Raw genomic sequence first — 19,084 nt, 5'->3', positions numbered from 1 at the left:
GGCTAAGCCTGAGCACGCGGCACGTTGCGGTAGTGGCCTGGTGTCGCGGCCAGCAGGTGCTTGAAGGCACGTTGCAGATGCGCCTGGTCCGCGAAGCCGGCTGCCAAAGCGGCTTCGGCAATGGGCCGCCCCCGACGCAACTCGGCGCGCGCGAATTGCACACGTCGGTTGGTCAGGTAAGCGTGCGGCGTCATGCCGAACTGTTTCTTGAAGCCCCGGATCAGGCTCGAAGGGGATACCGCTACGGCCTGGCTGATCTCCTCGAGCCGGAGTGGGCGCTGATAGTTGTCGGCGATGAATTCGGCAGCGCGCTGCAGCTTCGTAGCGTGGCTGTCGATTCGAGGCTGCACCACCAGGCGTTCATGTAGCAGGGTGAAAAACGCGACGGCCTCGCCCTGCTTGCGTAGCGAATCGGCATGCGGATCGGTCAGCTCCCTGTGCAGCCGGCGAAACCCGGCCTGCAACGGCTCGTCGCGCGTGAGGATCGGGGCGAAGCGACGAAAGCCTGCTCCGGGCATGCCCAGCGCGTCTTGAAGCTCCGCGATCCAGGCGGCATCCACATAGAGCATGCGGTACGCCCAAGGCTGGTTCTGGATGGGGTTGCACGCATGCACGTCGCCCGGGTTCATCAACACCAGGGTGCCCGCCTCGATCCGGCAAAGATGATCACCGTTGAGGTAGGTGCTGGCGCCGCTGTCGATCAGGCCGATTGAGAAGGTGTCGTGGCTGTGCCGTGCGTAGCAGACACGACGACCGTCCAGCACGGTGCGCGACTCGATGAAGGGCAGCGCCGAGTCGCGCCAGAAACTGGAGTCCGCCTTGTTAGACGGAGTGCTTGCTCTTGCCTGGCGCATGGTCAAACCCTGGCGATGCTTTACGGCCTGTCAGGTTAGCTGAAATCGAGGCCTTCGCCGTTCGCTCTTTGGTGTTCCCTTCGCTATCAGAGAATCTCCAGCCCTTCGCACTTGTAGTCCCCAATGAACAGGTCTTCCTGTAGCACCTTGCCGTCGAGGTTGAAGCAGAACAGGTAGCTTTCGGTCCGCTCGCCAATCTCCACGCTTTTCAGCCCGACGCATTCATCAGGGTGGCCCGGCAGGATCTTGAACGATGACACGCCGCGCTCCGGAATCCGCTCGCCTACCTCCAGCGTACGGATCTCGTTGAAGTGCTCGCTCGCGATGATCAACGTGTTGCCGCCGCGCTCGCGCTCGTCCACAGCCTCGTCGAACGGCGCCGTGGAAATCTTGCGAGGGAAGAACAACCACTCGCGCCGATATGGATGCCATTCCACCGCCTCGTGGATGACGTATCCGTCCGGTCCGACGCCCAAGGCTTCGCGAATACGCTGGTAGCGCTCGGACCAATCAACGCTCTGCACGCCGTAGTGCCGGTCCAGCAACTTCACCCATTCCTCGGTGGGCCGCTTGCCATGACTGCCGACGATCAAACGGTCGTGATAAAGCGTTGCCCATTCGCTCTTGAAGCCTTTGAAGGCCTCGTCGCCGCTGCCCGTCATGAGGATGTTGCGAGGGATGAGCTGATTCTGGTCGCGGATTTCACAGACCAGCCCGGTACGGTCGTCAAAGGTCACCAACCGCTTGCCGAACATCGCGAGCTCCGAGAACTCCGCGCCGCGCCCGCCTTCGGCGATCAGGCTCACCAACTGAAATTCACCGCCGGCGTGCTCGGGAATATCCTCGAAGCGATAACGCGGCTGGCCCGAGTGCGGGTCGATCTCACGATGCAGGCGGTCATGGCGCAACGTCGACTGCCAGCCGATCTCGCCATCGCCCAGTTCGACCTGGGAGGCGTGGTCTTCGTCAGTGATGATGGCGAGCAGGTACTCGCGTGTGGTGCTGTCGTAGCGCTCGAGTCGGCGGATGTCGAAATGTGGTTCGCTCATGGTCGATGCTCGTTCGATGGTGCGGCTGCAGGAAAGGTGTCCGCCTCGATTCGGCCCACGTACGCAAGGCAAGTTCCCGCCACGGCGGCACAGAACGGCGTCGCCTGTTGTAATGTCCGAAGCACAACGATTGCTCACGCTCAGGTCCGCATGATTCTCAGCTCTTCGATTCGCCGTATTCGCATCGACGCTCACGCAGTGCGTCGGCACACAACCGCCCTCGCCGCCTTGCTAATGCTGACGCTAGCCGGGTGCAGCACCCAGCCGCCTGGTCCGCCCGCGCCGCGCCCTGACGAGGTGAAGGCGAAAATAGTCCGCCTGATACCGAGCAATATCCCGGATCGCCAGGGATGGGCCCAGGACATCTACACCGCCTTCGATACGCTGGACATACCCGCCAACAACGAAAATATCTGCGCCGTACTGGCGGTGACGGTGCAGGAATCCACTTTCCAGGCCACTCCGCCGGTACCGGGCCTGGCGAAGATCGCGCGCGAGGAGATCTATCGCCGGGCCGCGCGGATCCATGTCCCGCGTTTCGTGGTAAATGCCGCACTGGATGTGCAATCACCGACCGGCAAGACTTACAACGAGCGGCTTTCGGCGGTGCGTAACGAAAGCCAGCTGAGCGCCATTTTCGACGATTTCGTCAGTATCGTGCCGCTGGGCAAGCAGTTGTTCGGCACGTTCAACCCGGTCAAAACGGGCGGCCCGATGCAGGTCAGCATCGCCTTCGCCGAGTCTCGCGCACGGGACTACCCCTATTCCCGTGAGGGCACGATCCGTGAAGAGGTATTTACGCGTCGCGGTGGCATGTTCTTCGGCATCGCCCACCTGCTCGACTACCCGGCCAGCTACGACCGCGTGCTCTACCGCTTCGCCGATTTCAACGCCGGCTGGTACGCCAGCCGCAACGCGGCCTTCCAGAATGCCGTGGCGCGCGCCAGCGGCCGGAAGCTCGCGCTCGACGGCGATCTGATCATCCATGGCAGCAGCAAGGTCGGCCAGACGGAAACGGCGGTACGGTCACTCGCCACCAAGCTGGACATGAGCGAGACCGCCATCCGCAACGCGTTGGTGCGTGGAGATACCGAGGGCTTCGAGAAAACGCGGCTGTATGAACGCGTCTTCGAACTGGCTGAAAAACGCGCTGGCAAACCGCTCCCGCGCGCGGTGCTGCCGGGGATTCGCCTGGAAAGCCCGAAGATCACCCGCAACCTGACCACTGCCTGGTTCGCCAACCGTGTGAACGACCGCCACCTGGCATGCATGAAGCGCGCGGGCAGCTAGATCAGACCGCCTGTTCGAGCTGTTGCGTAATGCTTAGGGCGACGACGGAAACATTTTGCAGCACAGATCACTCCCAAGTGAGGTAACTCACCGAACAGGAGTGTCGATGACCCAGCTCAACGTTGCACTTGCCGTAATGGGCGCCGTCGCCGTCTGCATTGCGCTGCTCTCGGCACTGATCAAGCGCAGCCCGATTTCCGAACCCGCCCTCGCGGTACTGGTCGGGCTAGCCGTTGGCCCCCATGGCCTCGGTTGGCTGGACCTGGCGCGTTGGGGCGAGCCGCTGACCATTCTCGAACAAGCCGCACGGTTAACACTGGCGATCGGTTTGATGGGCGTCGCGTTGCGACTCGAGCGTGGCGCGTTGAAGGCCATGCTCAGACCTGTCGTCCTGCTGCTAATACTCGGCATGCTCGGTATGTGGGTGGCGTCTTCGGTACTGGTCGGCTGGCTGCTGGGCTTGTCGCTGTGGGCAGCTCTGCTATTGGGCGCAGCGATCACGCCGACCGATCCGGTGGTAGCGAGTTCGATCGTCACCGGCCAGTTCGCCAAGAAGCATCTGCCGCTGCGCCTGCGCACCACCCTTTCGGCCGAATCCGGTGCGAATGATGGTTTGGCCTACGGGTTCGCCATGCTGCCAATACTCATGCTCAGCCATGCACCAGACGAGGCCTGGTCGCACTGGCTGGTCGACTCAGTACTGATCGGCATTTGCGGCGCTGCGCTGCTAGGCACAATAGTGGGCTTCATCGCGGCCAGGGCGCTCAGGTTCGCTGAGCGCAAGAAGCTGGTCGCCAGCACTTCTTTACTTGGCTACACCGTAGCCTTCTCGTTACTAACACTAGGCCTCGCCAAGCTCATCCAGACCGACGGGGTGCTGGCCGTATTCGCTGCCGGGCTGGCTTTCAATCTGGCCAGCAACAAGCGTGAAGAGCATGAAGAGGAAAATATTCAGGAAGCGGTAGCCAAGCTCTTTACATTGCCCATGTTCGTACTCTTCGGCATCGCCCTGCCTTTACACGAGTGGGCTGTTCTAAGCTGGCCGCTGCTGACACTCGCGGTGCTGATCCTGCTGCTGCGCAGGCTGCCGGTATTACTGCTGCTTTCGCCGGCGTGGCGAGACACACTGAACACCCGGGACTCGCTCTATCTCGGTTGGTTCGGGCCCATTGGCATCGCCGCGATCTACTACTCAGCGCTCGCGCACAGTCACCTGCATGATCCGCTCTACTGGCACGCTGCGAGCGCATTGATCTTCGCTTCGATCATGGTCCACGGCGTGTCGGCAGCACCCTTGTCACGCCTGTATTCGCGCCGCCCCGGCGCTGCGCCGCGCAGCACCGCGTATCTGGATGAGCCGCATCATTGATTGGAAACGACGGACGCTGGAGCGATCGTTCCCTCGATGATCGAATCGATCATGTCTTCCAGGCTGCCGTGCTCGCTGTCGGCTTTGGCGAGAGGGTTCGGCGCAGGGTCAGTACCCCGCTTCGCGGGTGAGCAGATCGACGAGCGTCAAGGTGAACATGAACAGCAGCCAAAATCCCGCGCCAAGGGCGAAGAAGCGCATCAACGCGGAATGCTGGCCAAGCTGCATGAAGCCGAAGATCACCAGGCCCGCCTGGCCCGCGGCACCGAGCAAGGCCCAACGGGACCAACCCGGTAGTAGCCAGGCGACGAGCACGTTGACTGCCAGCAACAGCATCAGGCCGAGGTACGTCAGCAAGAGGTTGCGAACGGTCATGCCGGTCTCCCGAACAGATACAGCGCTGGGTAGAGCAGAATCCAGATGACATCGACGAGATGCCAGTAGAGGCCGACCATCTCCAGCGTAATCGCGCGCTCCGGCAGCTTCATGTGGCCAAGGTGAATACGCACGGCCATGCCAAGCGCCAGCACGACGGCAATCGACACATGCACGGCGTGCAGGCCCGTGGAGAACAGGTAGATCGCCATGTACAAGCGCGACGCCGGGTCCTTGAGCGGTGACTCGTTCGGCGAGCCGGGAAGCAACCCTTCGCTGTACTCCCAGGCATATTCGAAGCCCTTCAGACCCAGAAAGCCCAAACCCAGCAAAGCGGCTAGCACCAACCACCGCTGCACATGCTGGTGGTATTCCTGACGCGACGCCCTGACTACCAGGCTCATGCACAGGCTGGCGGTAAGCAGCAGCGCGCTGTTGAAGCCCGCCAGGACGAAATGCAAGTGATGCACCGCCTCCGCGACCGGCGCTGGATATTGCAGCCGGTAGTAACCGATCACCAGAAACAAGGCGCCGAACATCATGATTTCCGTGGCCAGGAACAGCCACATGCCCAGGTAGGTCGCCTCGCGCTGCTGCGAGGCAGTACTGAACTGCTCGGCGAGGTATCCCTTACGAACGGCCATGAGTCGCCTCGGGCGGATATTCGTAGGCTTCGAAATCGACGATCGGTGTTTCGACGAAATTGTGCGTCGGCGGCGGCGAGGATGTGCGCCACTCGAGCCCAGCGGCGTCCCAGGGATCATCATCGGCGACCGGCCCATAGCGCAGCGACCAGATCAGATAGAAGAACGGAAGAATGTAGGCCACTGCGAGAATCCCCGCGCCGGCAGAGGACAACACGTGGAGGAACTGAAAATCCTCGCCGTAGCTGTGGTAGCGCCGCGGCATGCCCAGGTAACCGAGCAGGAATTGCGGGAAGAAGGTCAGGTTGAACCCGAGGAAGATCATCACCGCGGCGATCTTGCCCCACAGCTGCGAATACATCCGCCCGGTCATCTTCGGCCACCAGAAATGCAGCGCGCCGAAGAAGCCCGCCACTGCAGCGCCGACCATGATGTAGTGGAAGTGCGCGACCACGAAATAGGTGTCGTGCACGTGCACGTCGGCCGCCAGCAGCGCCAGGAACAGGCCCGTCACGCCGCCTACCACGAACAGACCGATGAAGGTCACCGCATAAAGGAACGGCGCATTGATGGTCAGGTTGCTTTTGTAAAGCGTCGCAGTCCAGTTGTAGACCTTGATCGCCGAAGGAATGGCGACCAGAAAGCTGAGCAGTGAAAACACCATGCTCGCGTACATCGACTGGCCCGCGACGAACATATGGTGCCCCCAGACCATGAAGCCGATCACCGCGATCGCCAGGCTCGAATAGGCGACGAAGCTGTAGCCGAAGATGCGCTTGTGCGCGGCGGCAGTGACCAGCTCACTCATCACGCCCATGGCCGGCAGGATCATGATGTACACCGCCGGGTGGCTGTAGAACCAGAACAGGTGCTGAAACAGCAACGGATCGCCACCCAACGCCGGGTCGAACACACCGATGTGGAACAGATGCTCGGCGGCAACGAGGATCAGCGTGATCGCCAGCACCGGCGTAGCCAGCACCAGAATCACCGAGGTGGCGTACAGCGACCAGCAGAACAGCGGCATGCGAAACCAGGTCATGCCCGGTGCACGCAGGGTGTGGATAGTGACGATGATGTTCAGCCCCGTGAGGATCGAGGAGAACCCGGTGATGAACACCCCGAGGATCACCGCCACTACGTGGCCGTTGCTGAACATCGTCGACAGCGGTGTATAGAACGTCCACCCGGTATCCACCCCGCCGGCCAGCAGCGCAAAGATCGTAAACGCCCCGCCGCCCACCAGCAGATACCAGCTGAAGAGGTTCAGTTTGGGAAAGGCCATGTCCTTCGCGCCGATCATGATCGGAATGAGGAAATTGCCGAACACCGCCGGGATCGACGGGATCAGGAAGAACCACACCATCACCACGCCATGCAGGGTGAAGGCGCGGTTGTAGCCATCGGCGGTCAGCAGGTCGCCTTCGGGCGTGATCAGCTCGATGCGGATTGCACTGGCAGCCAGCCCACCAAGAAAGAAAAACGCTGTGACGGCGATCAGGTACATGATCCCGATGCGCTTGTGATCGGTGGTCATGAACCAGGTGCGCAGCCCATGCTCGTCGGCCAGATAGCTGGGGCGCTGATTTGCGGCGGTATTCTTTTCGCTCAACGGGTGTAACTCCTTTGCCGAGGCGAGCCAGGTGCGGGTGGTGTCGGTTCAAGGCGGGTCGGAGCCATCTTCCCCTCCTTCGCCGATATGCCCGAGGGACTTGATATAAGCCGTCAGGCGCAGCACTGCTTCTTCATCCAATACGTTGTCGAAGCTCGGCATGATCGGCTCGAAGCCGGCCACGATGTGCTTGTTGGGCAACAGGATGCTGTCGCGGATATAACCGTCGTCCGCCAGTACCGAGTCGCCGTTCTCCAGCGCGACCCGTCGGCCATAGAGGCCGTTCAGATTGGGTGCGTGGGCAACGTTGGCCTCGCCGTGACAACCGCTGCAACCGAACTGCCGGAACAGTGCGCCGCCCTGGTCGGCCAGGCTTTCGGACGTGCCGGCCTGCTCCAGCCATGCCGCGTATTCCTGCGCGGGCAGAATCACCAGGTCCGCGAGCATGCGCGAATGGTCGGTGCCGCAGTATTCGGCGCAGTACGCCTGGTAGCGCCCCGTCTTGGTGGCCTTGAACCAGAGCTGGGTGTAGCGCCCCGGCAGCAGGTCCTGCTTTACCCGTAGCGCCGGGAAGTAAAGGCTGTGAATGACGTCCTGAGAGATCATGTTGAGCTTGATTGGCTGATCAACCGGAACGTGCAGCGTATTGATCTCGCGCTGCCCGCCGGGATGCTGGAATTTCCACATCCATTGCTTGCCCACGACCTGGATTTCCATCGCATCCGCCGGAGGGGTCCGCACTTCGTAGTAAAGCCTGGCCGACACCAGGTAGATGGCCATCGCGCCAACGAAGGGCAACGCGATCCACGTCATCTCGACCTTCATGCTGCCGCGCGGGCGATGGTCGCGTGGCACCTTTGTGCCCTGGCGATAGCGAAACGCGAAAAGCACCAGCAGCACGAACACCGGCACCACGAAGAACATCATCATTCCGGTGAAGGCGAAGACCAGCCAGTCGACATTGCTCGCATAGCGCGAGGCCGTTTCGGGCCAGAAACGGATGAATGTCTCGTTCACGCGTCACCCTCCCGCTTGCGCCGCTCACGCCAAAGGGTGAAACCGATGAAGCCGCCCAGCGCCAGAGTGGTGCCGATGCCGCCGACCTGCAGCGCGCCGATTACCAGATTGTCGTAGCCGCCGGTACGCGGGTTGTAGTGGTAACAGAGCAGCAGCAGCTGGTCGCCCAGCGATCCGACCTTGCCCTCACCGGCGTCCGTCAGGGCCAAACGCATGTCGTCGGGTTGATAACCGAGGCCGTAGAGCCAGCGCACCAGCTTGCCGTCCGGGCTGAGCGTGGCGATGGCCGAAGCGTGGGCAAACTCACCGATCTCCGGATCCCAGCTGTAGGCGAAGCCTACCGCCTCGGCCAACGCACGTCCGGCGGCCGGATGAGCGGGGTTCGGCTCTGGTTGGGACGCCGGGGCGACCTCGCTGAGGAAATGGACATGAGGCGAATCCACCAGCTGCGGCCAGCGTTTTCGCAATTTGGCGCGCTCAGCCTCGGCATCAGCCGGGGTTTCGCGCGGGTCGATACTGAAAGCGATCACCTCATAGTCCTTGCCCAGCTCGAACGAAAGCGCCGAGAGGAGATTGAACAGGCTCGCCAGTTGCGCTCCGCACACATTCGGGCAGCGGTAGTAGACCGGCGCGAGAATCACCGGACGCTGGCCGAGCAGGTCCCCTAGCACGACGCGGTCGCCGCTCGCGTCGACGAAGCGCAGCCCGAGCGGGACCTGGGCACCGGGCTTTTGCTCAATGCCAGCCGCGGCAAAGGGGTCGAAAGGCGCCTCGGCCATGACGGGCGCAGCAGTGGACAGTGCCGCACACACCAACAACAGGGCAGCGATGAGGCGTACCGGGGCGAGCCTGCGTTGCATCACGGCGTTGCCCTCTCTCTAGCCTGCTGCTCCCGTGGCGGGACGGTTTCGCCTGCGTCAGGCTCCGCCTGTGAAGGCCACCCGTGCTGCGCCAGCAGCACGATGGCGCGATCGACTGGAATCCTTGCGAACCCGGCATCGCGATCGGCCCAGCCGTAGTGTTCGATCAACGCTCTCCCCGCCGCGGCGACGTGGTTACCACCGGCCCGCGGATCGCTTTCCAGCCGCGGTTCCGGCGGTTCCTCGGTTCGCCGCTCGAGTGCGGTAACCGGTTTGTCCGGCTGCAGGTCGTACCACCAAAGCAGGCCCGCCACGCCCAGGCCGGCCACCAGTAAGGTCGCGAAGATGCCGAAGCCAATCATCAGCAGCACCCTGACGTTGGCGTCGTGATGCTCGAAGCCGTCTTCTTTCGAAGCCGGATCAACCGGCACGCTCATCGAAACCTCCTCGGCAACAAGGCCAGCGCCAGCAGGCCGGCCCCCGCCACCCAGGCGGCGACCAACGCTAGCACCAGCGGTAGCAGCTGTAGCGCGTTCAAACCCGGCAGGCTCAACCAGGCACCCTCTATCAGCCCCATCACCAGCGTGGCCGCTGCAAGGGCGGTCAGAACGCGGCGCCGCTGCGAAAATGGCCAGAGCAACAGCATGAACACCAACGATTGGCCGGCGCCGAGCAGCCACGTCAGCCACAACCCGACGCCCTCGCCGCGATGCTGATACCAGCGGATTTCCTCTGGGAAATTGCCGTACCAGATCACCAGGTATTGCATGAAATGCAGATAGAGCCAGGCCAAGGCCGCGGCGGCCAACATTCCGCGCAGCACGCCCGGCCTGTCGCGGTTCGAACTATCACGGTCCGACCTATCGCGGCCCGACCTACCGTCACCCAGGCGGTCGCTGCCCAGCCCCAGCGCCAGCAGGCAACAGAACGCCACACCGCTAAGCATCAGCCGGCCGAACCAGACCAGGCCGAAGAGGCTGGATTTGAAATGCGGGTCGAGCGACATCGCCCAATCCACCGAGGCCAATGTTGTGCTCAGCACAAGGGCGATCAGGCCGAGGCCAGCCCCGGCAGGGTTTCGTACACTCAGCGGCAATACCCATCGGGCCAAGGCCCACCACAGCGCCAGGTAGACCGCGCCGCGCACCGCGAAGCTCGGCCAGGCAAGCCAGAAACCGCGAAAGCCGCCCTCCTCCTGCCCAACCCACTCATAGAGCACGCCAGCACCCGCCAGCACCGGCAGAGCGATGAGCGCCAGCATGGGCATGGCGCCCGCCGTGAATACCGACCACATCCATAATTGGTCCCGTGCATTGCCACTGACCATCGCCACGCTTAGGCCAAGACACAGGCCACCCAGCGGAATGCCGGCCATGCCCAGCAAGCTGGCCAGGCTTGCCGCCACCGTTTCCCGGCTGGCCAACAGCAGACACCCCAACCATACGAGCGCACCCAGCGCGGCGGCGACCGCTGCCAGTCTTCGCGCGCTCACGGCAGTTGCTCCAGTGTGTTGCGATCGATCTCGGGCAGGCTATCCAGCGGTGCTCGACGGCTGAACTGCAGCGCGCGGATATAACCGACGATGGCCCAACGATCAGCTGGCTGTACGCGCGCCGCGTAGCTGTACATCTGGCCGTAGCCGTGCGCGATCACATCCATGAAATGCCGGTCCGGTGCGTTCACCAGCCTGGGCACCGTCAAGTCCGGCGGCTGCGGAAAGCCGCGCGCGACCACAGTGCCTTGGCCGTCCCCGGCGAGCCCATGGCACGGCGAGCAGTAGATGTCGAAACGCTCGCGGCCGCGCTGCATGAGTTGCACGGTCAAGGCCGGGCGTTCGACCAGTACGGACGCTCGCGCCAGATCACCCCGCGCCACGGTTCCCGCAGGCGGGACCTGATTGACCTTTCCGTCTGGGAAAAAGATGCTGGCCTCTTGTGCATCTGCACGGGGCTGTTTGGCCATGTCGTCACAGCCGACCAGGCTGAGCAGCAGCGCCCAGAGCAGAAGGCAGCGAATCATGCGGGCACCTCGGTGACCGACACCGCGCGATCGGCCAGCCAGAGCGCCGTGCCGGTACGGTCGTACAGCGGGTCGTCGGCGCGAATGCACAGCAAGAAACGATCATCGGTGGCGCGCTCGAACGCGCGCGCATCATGCAGTGGGTGCCAGAGCAACGGCAGCCGGCATAGCCAGAGCAGGCCGAACACCGCAAATAGCGTGGCAAAGCCCACCATCAGCAAAAAAGTGACGACGCTGAAGCTCTGCAGTGCGATCAGTGGTCGCCCACCGACCTCCAACGGGTAGCTGAGGTTGGCATACACCTGCATGCCCAGCCCGATGGCGATACCGACCAATGCCCCGACGATGCCCAACAGGTACGCGCGGTTACTGCGGTGCTCCAGCATCTGCTCGATGCCTTCGACGGGGAACGGGCTGTAGGCTTCGATCCGCCGATAGCCCGCAGCACGGGCGGCGCGCGCGGCGTCGAGCATTGCCTCGGGACTGGTGAAGTCGGCCAACATGCCGTAGTGCCGTTCACTCATCGTCGCCTCCACGGTGGCGATGTAGCACTTCCTTGAGCTCGAACGTGGAGATCATCGGGAGGAACCGCATGAACAGCGAGAACGGCACAAGAAACAGGCCGAAGGTACCGATGAACAGTGCCCAGTCCCAGAACGAGGGGCTGTACTCATGCCAGCTGGAGACGAGGTAGTCCCGTGTCGGTGGCTGGATGATCAGCATGTAGCGCTCGCACCACATGCCGACCAGCACACCGAACGAAATCAACAGCATGGCCCGACCATTACGGCGCACCGCCGGCCACCAGAGCGCTTGCGTCACCACCAGATTCAGCACTATCGCGGTCCAGAAGCTCCAGGCGGTCGGCCCCGCGATTCGGTTCATGGTCACCAGGATCTCGTGCTCCTTTCCCGAATAGAACGCGATGAAAGGCTCGACGAAATAGCCGTAGCTGGTCATCCAGCTGGTGGCTAGAAGCAGCAGCCCGAGCATGTCCAGGTGGCTGTCGGTAATCAGCTCATGCCAACCGAAGAATCGCCTAAGCCCGAGCGCAATCACGATCACCATGGCGAAACCGGAAAACACCGCACCGGCGACGAAGTAAGGCGGGAATACGGTCGAGTGCCACCCCGTTTCCGGTGCAAGATCGAGCAGGAACGAGTAGCCACTGGACACCGAGAACACCAGCGGGACCGCCAGCAACGCAATGAACCGATAGGTGCGGCGCCAGTGGCTCCAATGCGAGGACGCACCACGCCAGCCGAGCGCAAGCAGCCCATAGAAGAATTGGTAGTGCCGCTTGGTCGCGCGGTCTCGTGCGGAGGCAAAGTCAGGAATTGAGCCTACGTAGAGAAACAGTACCGAGACAGCGAGATAGCCCAGCACGGCGAAGAAGTCCCAGGCCGTAGGGCTCTTGAACTGCGGCCACAGCTCCATGGTGTTGGGGTATGGCGCTGTCCAGTAGAACAGCCAGGGCCGCCCGAGATGCAGGATCGGATAAATGCCAGCGCACACCACCGCCATGAGCGTCATCAACTCGGCGAGGCGGTTGAGCGAGTTTCGCCATGGGCGGTTGAGCAGCAACAGCAAGGCAGAAATAAAGGTGCCTGCGTGGCCGATACCAAGCCACCACATGTAGTTGAGGATGGCGAACCCCCAGTTCACCGGAATGTTGTTGCCCCAGACGCCTACACCCCGCCAGAGCACAACAGCTGACGCGGCGACGAAAAGACCCAGCAACAGGCAGCTAACAGTGAATAGCATCCACCAAGCCCGCCGGTAACGATCGAATCCGGTCGGCACATCGAGCACCCGCTCGGATACCGCGCCCAGCGGCATCCCGGCCGGCAAGAAGTGCGGCCGCTCAGCCATCGCGCTCACCCCTGGCCGATTGCACCTGCAAGGGCTCTGCATCGCCGGGTAATGCCGCCGGCTCCTCAACCAGCCCCAGATAGGTCGTTTTCGGGCGTGTATTCAGCTCTTCGAGCAATGCGTAATGGCGCCGGGTATGGCGCTCGCGGTTAACCGCTGCCTGGGGATCTTCAAGGTTGCCGAACACGATCGCTTGCGTTGGGCAGGTCTGCTGGCAGGCCGTCTTGACCTCGCCATCCCGGATGTCACGGTCTTCGATACGGGCGGTGATTCGCGCTTCGCTGATGCGCTGCACGCAGTAGGTGCACTTTTCCATGACCCCGCGCGAACGCACCGTGACGTTGGGATTGCGCTGGTGCTGGATCGAGGGCGGATCATCTTCGGTGAGATCGAACCAGTTGAAGCGACGCACCTTGTACGGGCAGTACGACGAGCAGGTGCGCGTGCCAATGCAGCGGTTGTACACCTGCTCGTTCAGCCCATCCGGTCCATGAACCGTTGCATTCACGGGACACCCCACTTCGCACGGAGCCTGATCACAGTGCATGCAGGGCACTGGCTGAAACGCGGATGTCGGCTCTCTGGGATCGCCGCCGTAGTAATGGTCGACGCGCAACCAATGCATGCCGCGCCCCATCTCGACTTGCTCCTTGCCGACTACGGGGATGTTGTTCTCCGCCTGGCATGCGACCACACAGGCATTGCAGCCAATGCACTGGTCCAGATCGATGACCATGCCCCAGGCGGTATCGCCCCGCTTTGGTGGCGGATACAGCGTGACCGGCTCGGCTTTGGGGGCAACCTCTTCGAAGGCTGCTGCTCTTGGATGGCTGCGGATCAGCTCCTTGCCATGCAGCAGATGATGCGGCTGGGTTGATGCCAGGCGAGTGTGGCTTTCCAACCGGGTCAGCTTTGCACCATAACGCGACCAGGGCTCTGCCGCCTTGCGAAGCGGCGTCAAGTCATACCCCAGCCCGTCACCGACGCGCCCAGCCCGGTCGCGCCCGTAGCCACCAAACAGGCTCAGCGTGTTATCAGCCTGGCCCGGCATGATCCAGGCCGGGCCTTCGACCAGGTGTTGGCCAAGCGTGACATGCACGCGATCTCCGCTTGCAATGCCCTCCCGCTCGGCCAGTGTGGGCGAGAGGCCAATGACGTTATCCCAAGTGAGCTTGCTGATTGGCTTGGGCAGCTCCTGCAGCCAGCCGAGATTGGCGAAGCGGCCGTCCCACACGCTCGGGTCTGGCCTGAACAGCAGACTCAGCCCACCGCCAGCCGGCTCTTCGTCCCATTCTGGAAGGCGCGCCCTGGCTTCGACGGGCGCAAATGCGCTGCCCTGGATGAAGCCGAGCTCGAGGGCCTTGCGCCAGGCATCGTCATCGAGCGCTGACCAGGTCTGACGAACCAATGCGCGAGCATCCGGCGACAGCTCACCCATCATCAGCGCCACCACCTCAGCCAGTGTGCGGCTGCTATAGAACGGCCGCACCAGAGGCTGGATCAGGCAGACGCTTCCATCCGCCGCCCGGCTGTCATACCAACCGTCCAAGGCGTGCGTCAGCGGCAGGTGCCAATGGCTGTGTGCTGCCGTTTCGTCGTAATAGAGGCCGGCGTGAATGCGCAGCGGCACTCGGCTCATGGCGTCCGTGAACGCAAGGTCGCCGGGTGCGGTATGCGCCGGATTGCAGTCAAGCATCAGCAGCGTCTCGACGTCCCCGGCCTGCATGGCGGCGACCAGCTCGGTTAGGTCGGACAGACGCTCGCTGCCGACTTCAAGCCAGGTGACAGGCTCGCTGTAGCTCAGCGTCTTGCCGATATTGCCGAGCGTTTGGTTGATCCAGTGAACAGCCGCCTGAACATCCAGCGGCGCGTATTCGCCAGCAGTAACCAGGCACCGCCCCCGACGCGCTTGCAACTGCCCAGCGAGCTCGTCGACCCATTGTCTAATGTCGTCTGGCAGCGTTGGTGCCGCACCACCGCCCAGAGCCGCCACCAATCCCCGGACATAAGCATGCAGTTCAGCAGGTTCGACGCGCCGCCGGTTGGCTGCCTTGGCGCCGGTGACGGTAGACAAGGACTCAACGACGACCAGTCGCGCCTCGCCCTCACCGTCCGCGGCGCGACGTTTGCGAGCGCCCCAGGCCATTGCCTGCGAGAGCTCTCGCGGCCCCGAGCCAAGCCAGTCGTGCTCGAAGCTCACGACCCACTCCGCGCGATCGAAATGGTAGTGCGTTTCAAGCGCCCGGCCTGTAGCCCGCTCGGCGGCCATATAGGCGTCACCCTCCCAGGGCTCGAAACGATAGAGCTTCGCCTGCGGCCAGCGCTCGCGCATCACGGCGAATTGGCGATGTAGCGTCGGTGAACTATTGGCACCCAATAGCACATGCAGACCGCGCCCCTGAGCGGCATCGGCACGCGTCGCCTGCTCGATGGCCGTGCGCTGGAATGCGTTCCAGGTACTGCTATGCCCTTCATGTTTAGGCGCCTGCGAACGGTCAGGATCGTAGAGCTGAAGAATCGCCGCCTGGGTAAACGCCGTCGCAGCGCCCTGGCTGACGGGATGATCCGGGTTGCCCTCGAGCTTGGTTGGCCGGCCGACGTGCGTCCGGCCTAGCACTGGCTGCGCATAGCCGGCAAATGGCACCGCGCTGGCGAACCAACGGGCTTGCCCGGCAATGATGTGCTCGGGCTGCTTCACATAAGTCACGCCTTGCTCCGGTTCCTGCCCGCAACCGGCCAACCCGGCCAGCGCCATGGAGGCCCCCATGAGTTGCAGGAACCGCCGTCGGTCCATTTCTGGCGCGATGCCTGGAAATTCGGCTTCCACGAATGCGGCGAACTCCGGCTCGTCCGCCAATTGCTCGAGGCTGCGCCAGTAGCGTGGGCCGTGCTGGCTTTCGAGGCGCTGGCGGATGGCGGCGTAGTCGAGCGGCATACGATCCATGGGCTACCTATGACAGACGTAGCAGTGAGTCAGGTTCTGGGTATCGATGTGGTGCTCCTTGATCAGTTGCTCACCGACGGCGCGACGATTGAGCTTGGTGGTCCAGCCCATGGTGGTCACCGCATCACGCGGACGCAGCCGTGGCGCTGGGTCCTGATGGCAGTCGAGGCACCAACTCATCGAAAAGGACTCGGCGCGATACATAAGCGGCATGGTGTCCACCTGGCCATGGCAGGTTTCGCAACCCACCCCTGCGTTGACGTGGACGTTGTGACGGAAATAGACGTAATCCGGCAGCTCAGTAACGCGGTTCCAGCGCAGCGGTTTACCCTCAACCAGACTCTGGCGGACAGGTGCGAGCATGTCGGCGCCCGTCCAGATCTGCGAATGGCAGGTCATGCAGGTATCGGTCGGCGGCAGCCCGGCGACAGCGCTCGCCTCGACGCTGTCGTGGCAATAGCGGCAGTCGATCTTGAGCGCCCCGGCGTGGTGTTCATGGCTGAAGGGCACCGGTTGGCGCACCACCCAACCCTTGCCGCTGTTGTAATCCGAACGATCCAACACCATGAGCGTCACGAGCAGACAAGCCATCCCACCAAACAAGATGAGCAAGGCCAAGCGCAGCCACATGTCAGCCGAACGGGGGAAAATCTGAGCCATGCCCTTCGTCGTGTTTTTGTATCTGTCTGTTTCGGCCCCATTCGTCACGATGAGTTCAGCGAAACAAGCGAAACACCTCGTACGAATGCATTGTCTGGGCGAAATTAGTCATCCACAAAAGGCGAAATGCCAGAGGGCACCGTTATTAACAGGCATCAATGTAATCAAGGGCAATCGATTAATATTGGCAATTAATCAATGAACTATTTACACGCATAAAAAAGCGAGACCCGAATCATCAGGCCCCGCTTTATATATCGCAAGTGATTAGCTATATAGCATCACCTCTTACGAATTGCGGCCACCGCCGTGGCTATTCTCGCCACCCTTGCGACCGGCTTCCGATGCTTTTTCGCGATCGTTAGCGAAGTTCCCGCCACTGTTCTGGCCGCCTTTCTGGCCGGCTTCGGAAGCGCGCTGCGGATCATTGGCAAAGTTGCCACCGCTGTTCTGGCCGCCTTTTTGGCCTGCTTCGGATGCGCGTTGCGGATCGTTGGCAAAGTTGCCGCCGCTGTTGTGACCGCCCTTTTGTCCTGCTTCGGAGGCCTTCTCGCGGTCGTTTGCAAAGTTACCCGGATTTCCGCTCTTATCATTCGACATGAGATTACTCCAGTTACTTGATGGTACTTAAAAGATGCGACGCTTGGTGCAGCCGCCTCACTATGTCCGAAAGCAGATACCGCCCGAGAGTTCGAACTTTCCTTCAATCGGTCGATGAACGGATCATGGCCATTTTGATATCAAGACCGTTTATAGATAGTTGCATTTAAATAGCAACGAAACGCCAAGCACGGCGATGACGCCGCTTGCCGAAAAATCGCTTGTGAAAGAAACGCAGCGGTTGCGACTTAACCGAAACCGCGACGCCCATGACCGTTCATCCGGCGCCTGGATATGTCAACAGGCTGTAACGAGAGGCAGCCATTCTCGAACTCAGGAAAGCCACGACGGCTGGCGCAAGGACGCGGCTCCATCATGACGAACGTCACTCGACCGAGCACTGGAGGCCCCGCATGAGCAGCAAGACCCTGGAAAATCTGGTCCGCCAATCGGATAACAGCTTCAAAGCGCCATTGGAACTGTGGAAGCAGCGTGACCACCGGAGCTACCGGCCCAGCGCAGCGGCCCTTGCTCGTCGCGCCTCGCTGGATGCGGCTCTCTCGAACACGGTGCGCGCCTAGCGCACCGCCCGCTTCACGCGCCCTGCCCTTCGGTCTTGCGCTCCTGCCGCAGCAAGGCCCAGACGATCGACAACCCCACCACGGCCATCGCCCCGGCACCTAGGAAAATGCTCTGCATGCCAATGTAGGTCGCCAGCGCACCCATGATCGCACCTGATAAGCCAAGGGCCAGATCGAAGAACATCGCGAATACGCTCAGCCCGGAGCTGCGGTTCGCCACCCCGACGCGTGACACCACACCCACACCCAGCGCCGGGTAAAGCAGCGACAGCCCGCAACCGGTCAATGCCGAGCCCGCCAGTGCAAGGCTGGGCGCCTCGGCGAGCCAGAGCATGACGAGCCCGAAGATCTCGATCACCAGGCAGGCCACGGCCACTGTGTAGCCGCCTACTCGATTGATCAGGTTGGGGAACAGCAAGCGCGTGCCGATAAAGGCGAAGGCAAAGGCCGTCAGGCACCACGCGGCGCCGTCCCACCCTCGCATGTCGTAGTACAACGCGATAAAGGCAGTAAGCGTGCCGTAGCCGATCGTCGCCAGTGCCAGGCTGATGCCTGGCGGTGCGACCTTCCACAGAACCTTGCCGAACGGCAAGCGCGCGCCCGGGTTGAGCGGTGCGTCGCCGCGTCGCCAGGCCAGCGCCAGGCCAGTAGTCGCGAGCACCATGGTTGCCACGCCTAGGCTCCACAGCCCCAGAGACTGTTGCAGATAGACGCCCAGCGGCGCGCCAATGCCAACCCCGCCATACGCCGCGATGCCGTTCCAGGAAATCATCCGTGCCGTGCTCTGCGGTCCGAGGCGGGAGATACCCCAGCTGATCGCTGAAATACCGATCAGGCTCTGGGTAAAGCCCAGGATCAATCGGCTCGCTAGCAACACGCCGATGCTTGCCATGGGCCAGTCAGCCAGCTGCGCCGAAACCAGCAACAGCGCGCCGCTGACCAGTCCGGATGCCATGCCGATCAGCACGGTCTGCTTTGCGCCGCGCTCGTCCGCCAGGCGCCCGGCCAGGGGGCGACATAGCAGCGTGGTGAGATATTGCGCGCCGATGACGATACCGGCGATGGCTGTGCTGAAGCCCAGCGTTTCATGCACGTAGCCGGGTAGCGACGCCAGCGGAATACCAATGGATATGAAGGAAATGAAGTTGAACACGACCAGCGAAAGGATGAAAAAGGTGTCGTTGGCAGCAGGTTCTTTCGCAGCGGGCATGAGTGCGCCTGTCATTGAGGAAACGGGATGGTGGTCGCCAAGGCCGGTGGCGCGCTTAGGACTATGACCTACGAGCGAACCGGTAAATCCCTGCGCATGGCGAACTCATCATACAACTGACTTACAAG

At 62.3% G+C, this 19,084-nt stretch carries 19 protein-coding genes; 3 read left to right on the top strand and 16 right to left on the bottom strand.

Annotation, left to right across the window (positions count from 1 at the left end; genetic code table 11):
* Positions 1 to 2 precede the first annotated feature (2 nt).
* Together KXR72_RS19640 and KXR72_RS19635 are read right to left on the bottom strand one after the other, a co-directional pair.
* Complete coding sequence (locus KXR72_RS19640) at positions 3 to 854, bottom strand: AraC family transcriptional regulator (protein WP_437422781.1); 852 nt, start codon at positions 852 to 854, stop codon at positions 3 to 5.
* Between the two features lie 86 nt (positions 855 to 940).
* Complete coding sequence (locus KXR72_RS19635; RefSeq protein ID WP_437422780.1) at positions 941 to 1,903, bottom strand: hypothetical protein; 963 nt, start codon at positions 1,901 to 1,903, stop codon at positions 941 to 943.
* A 234-nt stretch (positions 1,904 to 2,137) separates the two neighbouring features.
* Here KXR72_RS19635 and KXR72_RS19630 point away from each other — a divergent pair, with 234 nt between their 5' ends.
* The gene (locus tag KXR72_RS19630) at positions 2,138 to 3,193 is read left to right on the top strand and encodes a DUF1615 domain-containing protein (protein ID WP_437422838.1); all 1,056 of its coding nucleotides are present in this window, start codon (positions 2,138 to 2,140) and stop codon (positions 3,191 to 3,193) included.
* Positions 3,194 to 3,299: 106 nt separating this feature from the next.
* A complete protein-coding gene (locus KXR72_RS19625) occupies positions 3,300 to 4,562 on the top strand; it encodes a cation:proton antiporter domain-containing protein (protein ID WP_437422779.1) in 1,263 nt (420 codons plus the stop codon).
* A gap of 108 nt (positions 4,563 to 4,670) precedes the next feature.
* Here the strand turns inward: KXR72_RS19625 and KXR72_RS19620 are convergent, their stop codons facing one another.
* From KXR72_RS19620 to KXR72_RS19560, 13 genes are all read right to left on the bottom strand, one after another.
* The gene (locus tag KXR72_RS19620; protein WP_437422778.1) at positions 4,671 to 4,937 is read right to left on the bottom strand and encodes a hypothetical protein; all 267 of its coding nucleotides are present in this window, start codon (positions 4,935 to 4,937) and stop codon (positions 4,671 to 4,673) included.
* Positions 4,934 to 5,581 (bottom strand): cytochrome c oxidase subunit 3, encoded by a 648-nt coding sequence (locus tag KXR72_RS19615; RefSeq protein WP_437422777.1) that lies wholly within the window; start codon positions 5,579 to 5,581, stop codon positions 4,934 to 4,936. Before KXR72_RS19615 ends, KXR72_RS19620 begins: the two co-directional genes overlap by 4 nt.
* A complete protein-coding gene (locus tag KXR72_RS19610) occupies positions 5,568 to 7,193 on the bottom strand; it encodes a cytochrome c oxidase subunit I (protein WP_437422776.1) in 1,626 nt (541 codons plus the stop codon). The genes KXR72_RS19615 and KXR72_RS19610 overlap by 14 nt, the downstream gene beginning before the upstream one ends.
* Positions 7,194 to 7,241: 48 nt before the next feature.
* Positions 7,242 to 8,210, bottom strand: coding sequence for a cytochrome c oxidase subunit II (gene coxB, locus KXR72_RS19605; RefSeq protein ID WP_437422775.1), 969 nt, complete (start codon positions 8,208 to 8,210; stop codon positions 7,242 to 7,244).
* Positions 8,207 to 9,070, bottom strand: a complete 864-nt coding sequence (locus tag KXR72_RS19600; RefSeq protein ID WP_437422774.1) for an SCO family protein — start codon at positions 9,068 to 9,070, stop codon at positions 8,207 to 8,209. The genes coxB and KXR72_RS19600 overlap by 4 nt, the downstream gene beginning before the upstream one ends.
* Complete coding sequence (locus KXR72_RS19595) at positions 9,070 to 9,507, bottom strand: hypothetical protein (protein ID WP_437422773.1); 438 nt, start codon at positions 9,505 to 9,507, stop codon at positions 9,070 to 9,072. Before KXR72_RS19595 ends, KXR72_RS19600 begins: the two co-directional genes overlap by 1 nt.
* Complete coding sequence (locus KXR72_RS19590) at positions 9,504 to 10,562, bottom strand: hypothetical protein (protein ID WP_437422772.1); 1,059 nt, start codon at positions 10,560 to 10,562, stop codon at positions 9,504 to 9,506. Before KXR72_RS19590 ends, KXR72_RS19595 begins: the two co-directional genes overlap by 4 nt.
* The gene (locus KXR72_RS19585) at positions 10,559 to 11,089 is read right to left on the bottom strand and encodes a c-type cytochrome (protein ID WP_437422771.1); all 531 of its coding nucleotides are present in this window, start codon (positions 11,087 to 11,089) and stop codon (positions 10,559 to 10,561) included. Before KXR72_RS19585 ends, KXR72_RS19590 begins: the two co-directional genes overlap by 4 nt.
* Positions 11,086 to 11,613 (bottom strand): DUF3341 domain-containing protein, encoded by a 528-nt coding sequence (locus KXR72_RS19580; RefSeq protein ID WP_437422770.1) that lies wholly within the window; start codon positions 11,611 to 11,613, stop codon positions 11,086 to 11,088. The genes KXR72_RS19585 and KXR72_RS19580 overlap by 4 nt, the downstream gene beginning before the upstream one ends.
* Entirely contained in the window at positions 11,606 to 12,961 is a 1,356-nt protein-coding gene (nrfD, locus tag KXR72_RS19575; protein WP_437422769.1) for an NrfD/PsrC family molybdoenzyme membrane anchor subunit, read from the bottom strand. The genes KXR72_RS19580 and nrfD overlap by 8 nt, the downstream gene beginning before the upstream one ends.
* Positions 12,954 to 15,905 (bottom strand): TAT-variant-translocated molybdopterin oxidoreductase, encoded by a 2,952-nt coding sequence (locus KXR72_RS19570; RefSeq protein WP_437422768.1) that lies wholly within the window; start codon positions 15,903 to 15,905, stop codon positions 12,954 to 12,956. The genes nrfD and KXR72_RS19570 overlap by 8 nt, the downstream gene beginning before the upstream one ends.
* A 3-nt stretch (positions 15,906 to 15,908) precedes the next feature.
* On the bottom strand, positions 15,909 to 16,565 hold the full coding sequence (locus KXR72_RS19565; RefSeq protein ID WP_437422767.1) for a cytochrome c3 family protein: 657 nt from the start codon (positions 16,563 to 16,565) through the stop codon (positions 15,909 to 15,911).
* 288 nt (positions 16,566 to 16,853) lie between these two features.
* Complete coding sequence (locus KXR72_RS19560; RefSeq protein ID WP_437422766.1) at positions 16,854 to 17,165, bottom strand: general stress protein; 312 nt, start codon at positions 17,163 to 17,165, stop codon at positions 16,854 to 16,856.
* A 413-nt stretch (positions 17,166 to 17,578) separates the two neighbouring features.
* Here KXR72_RS19560 and KXR72_RS19555 point away from each other — a divergent pair, with 413 nt between their 5' ends.
* Positions 17,579 to 17,746 carry a hypothetical protein gene (locus KXR72_RS19555; protein WP_437422765.1) on the top strand — a complete coding sequence of 56 codons (168 nt, stop codon included), beginning with the start codon at positions 17,579 to 17,581 and terminating at the stop codon, positions 17,744 to 17,746.
* A 13-nt stretch (positions 17,747 to 17,759) separates the two neighbouring features.
* Here KXR72_RS19555 and KXR72_RS19550 read toward each other — a convergent pair whose 3' ends face one another.
* Positions 17,760 to 18,956 carry an MFS transporter gene (locus KXR72_RS19550; RefSeq protein WP_437422764.1) on the bottom strand — a complete coding sequence of 399 codons (1,197 nt, stop codon included), beginning with the start codon at positions 18,954 to 18,956 and terminating at the stop codon, positions 17,760 to 17,762.
* Between the last annotated feature and the right edge of the window lie 128 nt (positions 18,957 to 19,084).

The organism is Stutzerimonas chloritidismutans (genome assembly GCF_051486945.1).
Classification (GTDB): Bacteria; Pseudomonadota; Gammaproteobacteria; order Pseudomonadales; family Pseudomonadaceae; genus Stutzerimonas; species Stutzerimonas chloritidismutans_B.
Note: the sequence above shows the minus strand (reverse complement) of the source record. Positions and strands in the feature narration are given on the sequence as shown.

What these genes read in the sequence shown, in the direction of transcription:
- KXR72_RS19640 (WP_437422781.1), bottom strand. Translation starts at nt 854, where the DNA reads ATGCGCCAGGCAAGAGCAAGCACTCCGTCTAACAAGGCGGACTCCAGT.
- KXR72_RS19635 (WP_437422780.1), bottom strand. Translation starts at nt 1,903, where the DNA reads ATGAGCGAACCACATTTCGACATCCGCCGACTCGAGCGCTACGACAGC.
- KXR72_RS19630 (WP_437422838.1), top strand. Translation starts at nt 2,138, where the DNA reads ATGCTGACGCTAGCCGGGTGCAGCACCCAGCCGCCTGGTCCGCCCGCG.
- KXR72_RS19625 (WP_437422779.1), top strand. Translation starts at nt 3,300, where the DNA reads ATGACCCAGCTCAACGTTGCACTTGCCGTAATGGGCGCCGTCGCCGTC.
- KXR72_RS19620 (WP_437422778.1), bottom strand. Translation starts at nt 4,937, where the DNA reads ATGACCGTTCGCAACCTCTTGCTGACGTACCTCGGCCTGATGCTGTTG.
- KXR72_RS19615 (WP_437422777.1), bottom strand. Translation starts at nt 5,581, where the DNA reads ATGGCCGTTCGTAAGGGATACCTCGCCGAGCAGTTCAGTACTGCCTCG.
- KXR72_RS19600 (WP_437422774.1), bottom strand. Translation starts at nt 9,070, where the DNA reads ATGCAACGCAGGCTCGCCCCGGTACGCCTCATCGCTGCCCTGTTGTTG.
- KXR72_RS19595 (WP_437422773.1), bottom strand. Translation starts at nt 9,507, where the DNA reads ATGAGCGTGCCGGTTGATCCGGCTTCGAAAGAAGACGGCTTCGAGCAT.
- KXR72_RS19585 (WP_437422771.1), bottom strand. Translation starts at nt 11,089, where the DNA reads ATGATTCGCTGCCTTCTGCTCTGGGCGCTGCTGCTCAGCCTGGTCGGC.
- KXR72_RS19580 (WP_437422770.1), bottom strand. Translation starts at nt 11,613, where the DNA reads ATGAGTGAACGGCACTACGGCATGTTGGCCGACTTCACCAGTCCCGAG.
- nrfD (WP_437422769.1), bottom strand. Translation starts at nt 12,961, where the DNA reads ATGGCTGAGCGGCCGCACTTCTTGCCGGCCGGGATGCCGCTGGGCGCG.
- KXR72_RS19570 (WP_437422768.1), bottom strand. Translation starts at nt 15,905, where the DNA reads ATGGATCGTATGCCGCTCGACTACGCCGCCATCCGCCAGCGCCTCGAA.
- KXR72_RS19565 (WP_437422767.1), bottom strand. Translation starts at nt 16,565, where the DNA reads ATGGCTCAGATTTTCCCCCGTTCGGCTGACATGTGGCTGCGCTTGGCC.
- KXR72_RS19560 (WP_437422766.1), bottom strand. Translation starts at nt 17,165, where the DNA reads ATGTCGAATGATAAGAGCGGAAATCCGGGTAACTTTGCAAACGACCGC.
- KXR72_RS19555 (WP_437422765.1), top strand. Translation starts at nt 17,579, where the DNA reads ATGAGCAGCAAGACCCTGGAAAATCTGGTCCGCCAATCGGATAACAGC.
- KXR72_RS19550 (WP_437422764.1), bottom strand. Translation starts at nt 18,956, where the DNA reads ATGCCCGCTGCGAAAGAACCTGCTGCCAACGACACCTTTTTCATCCTT.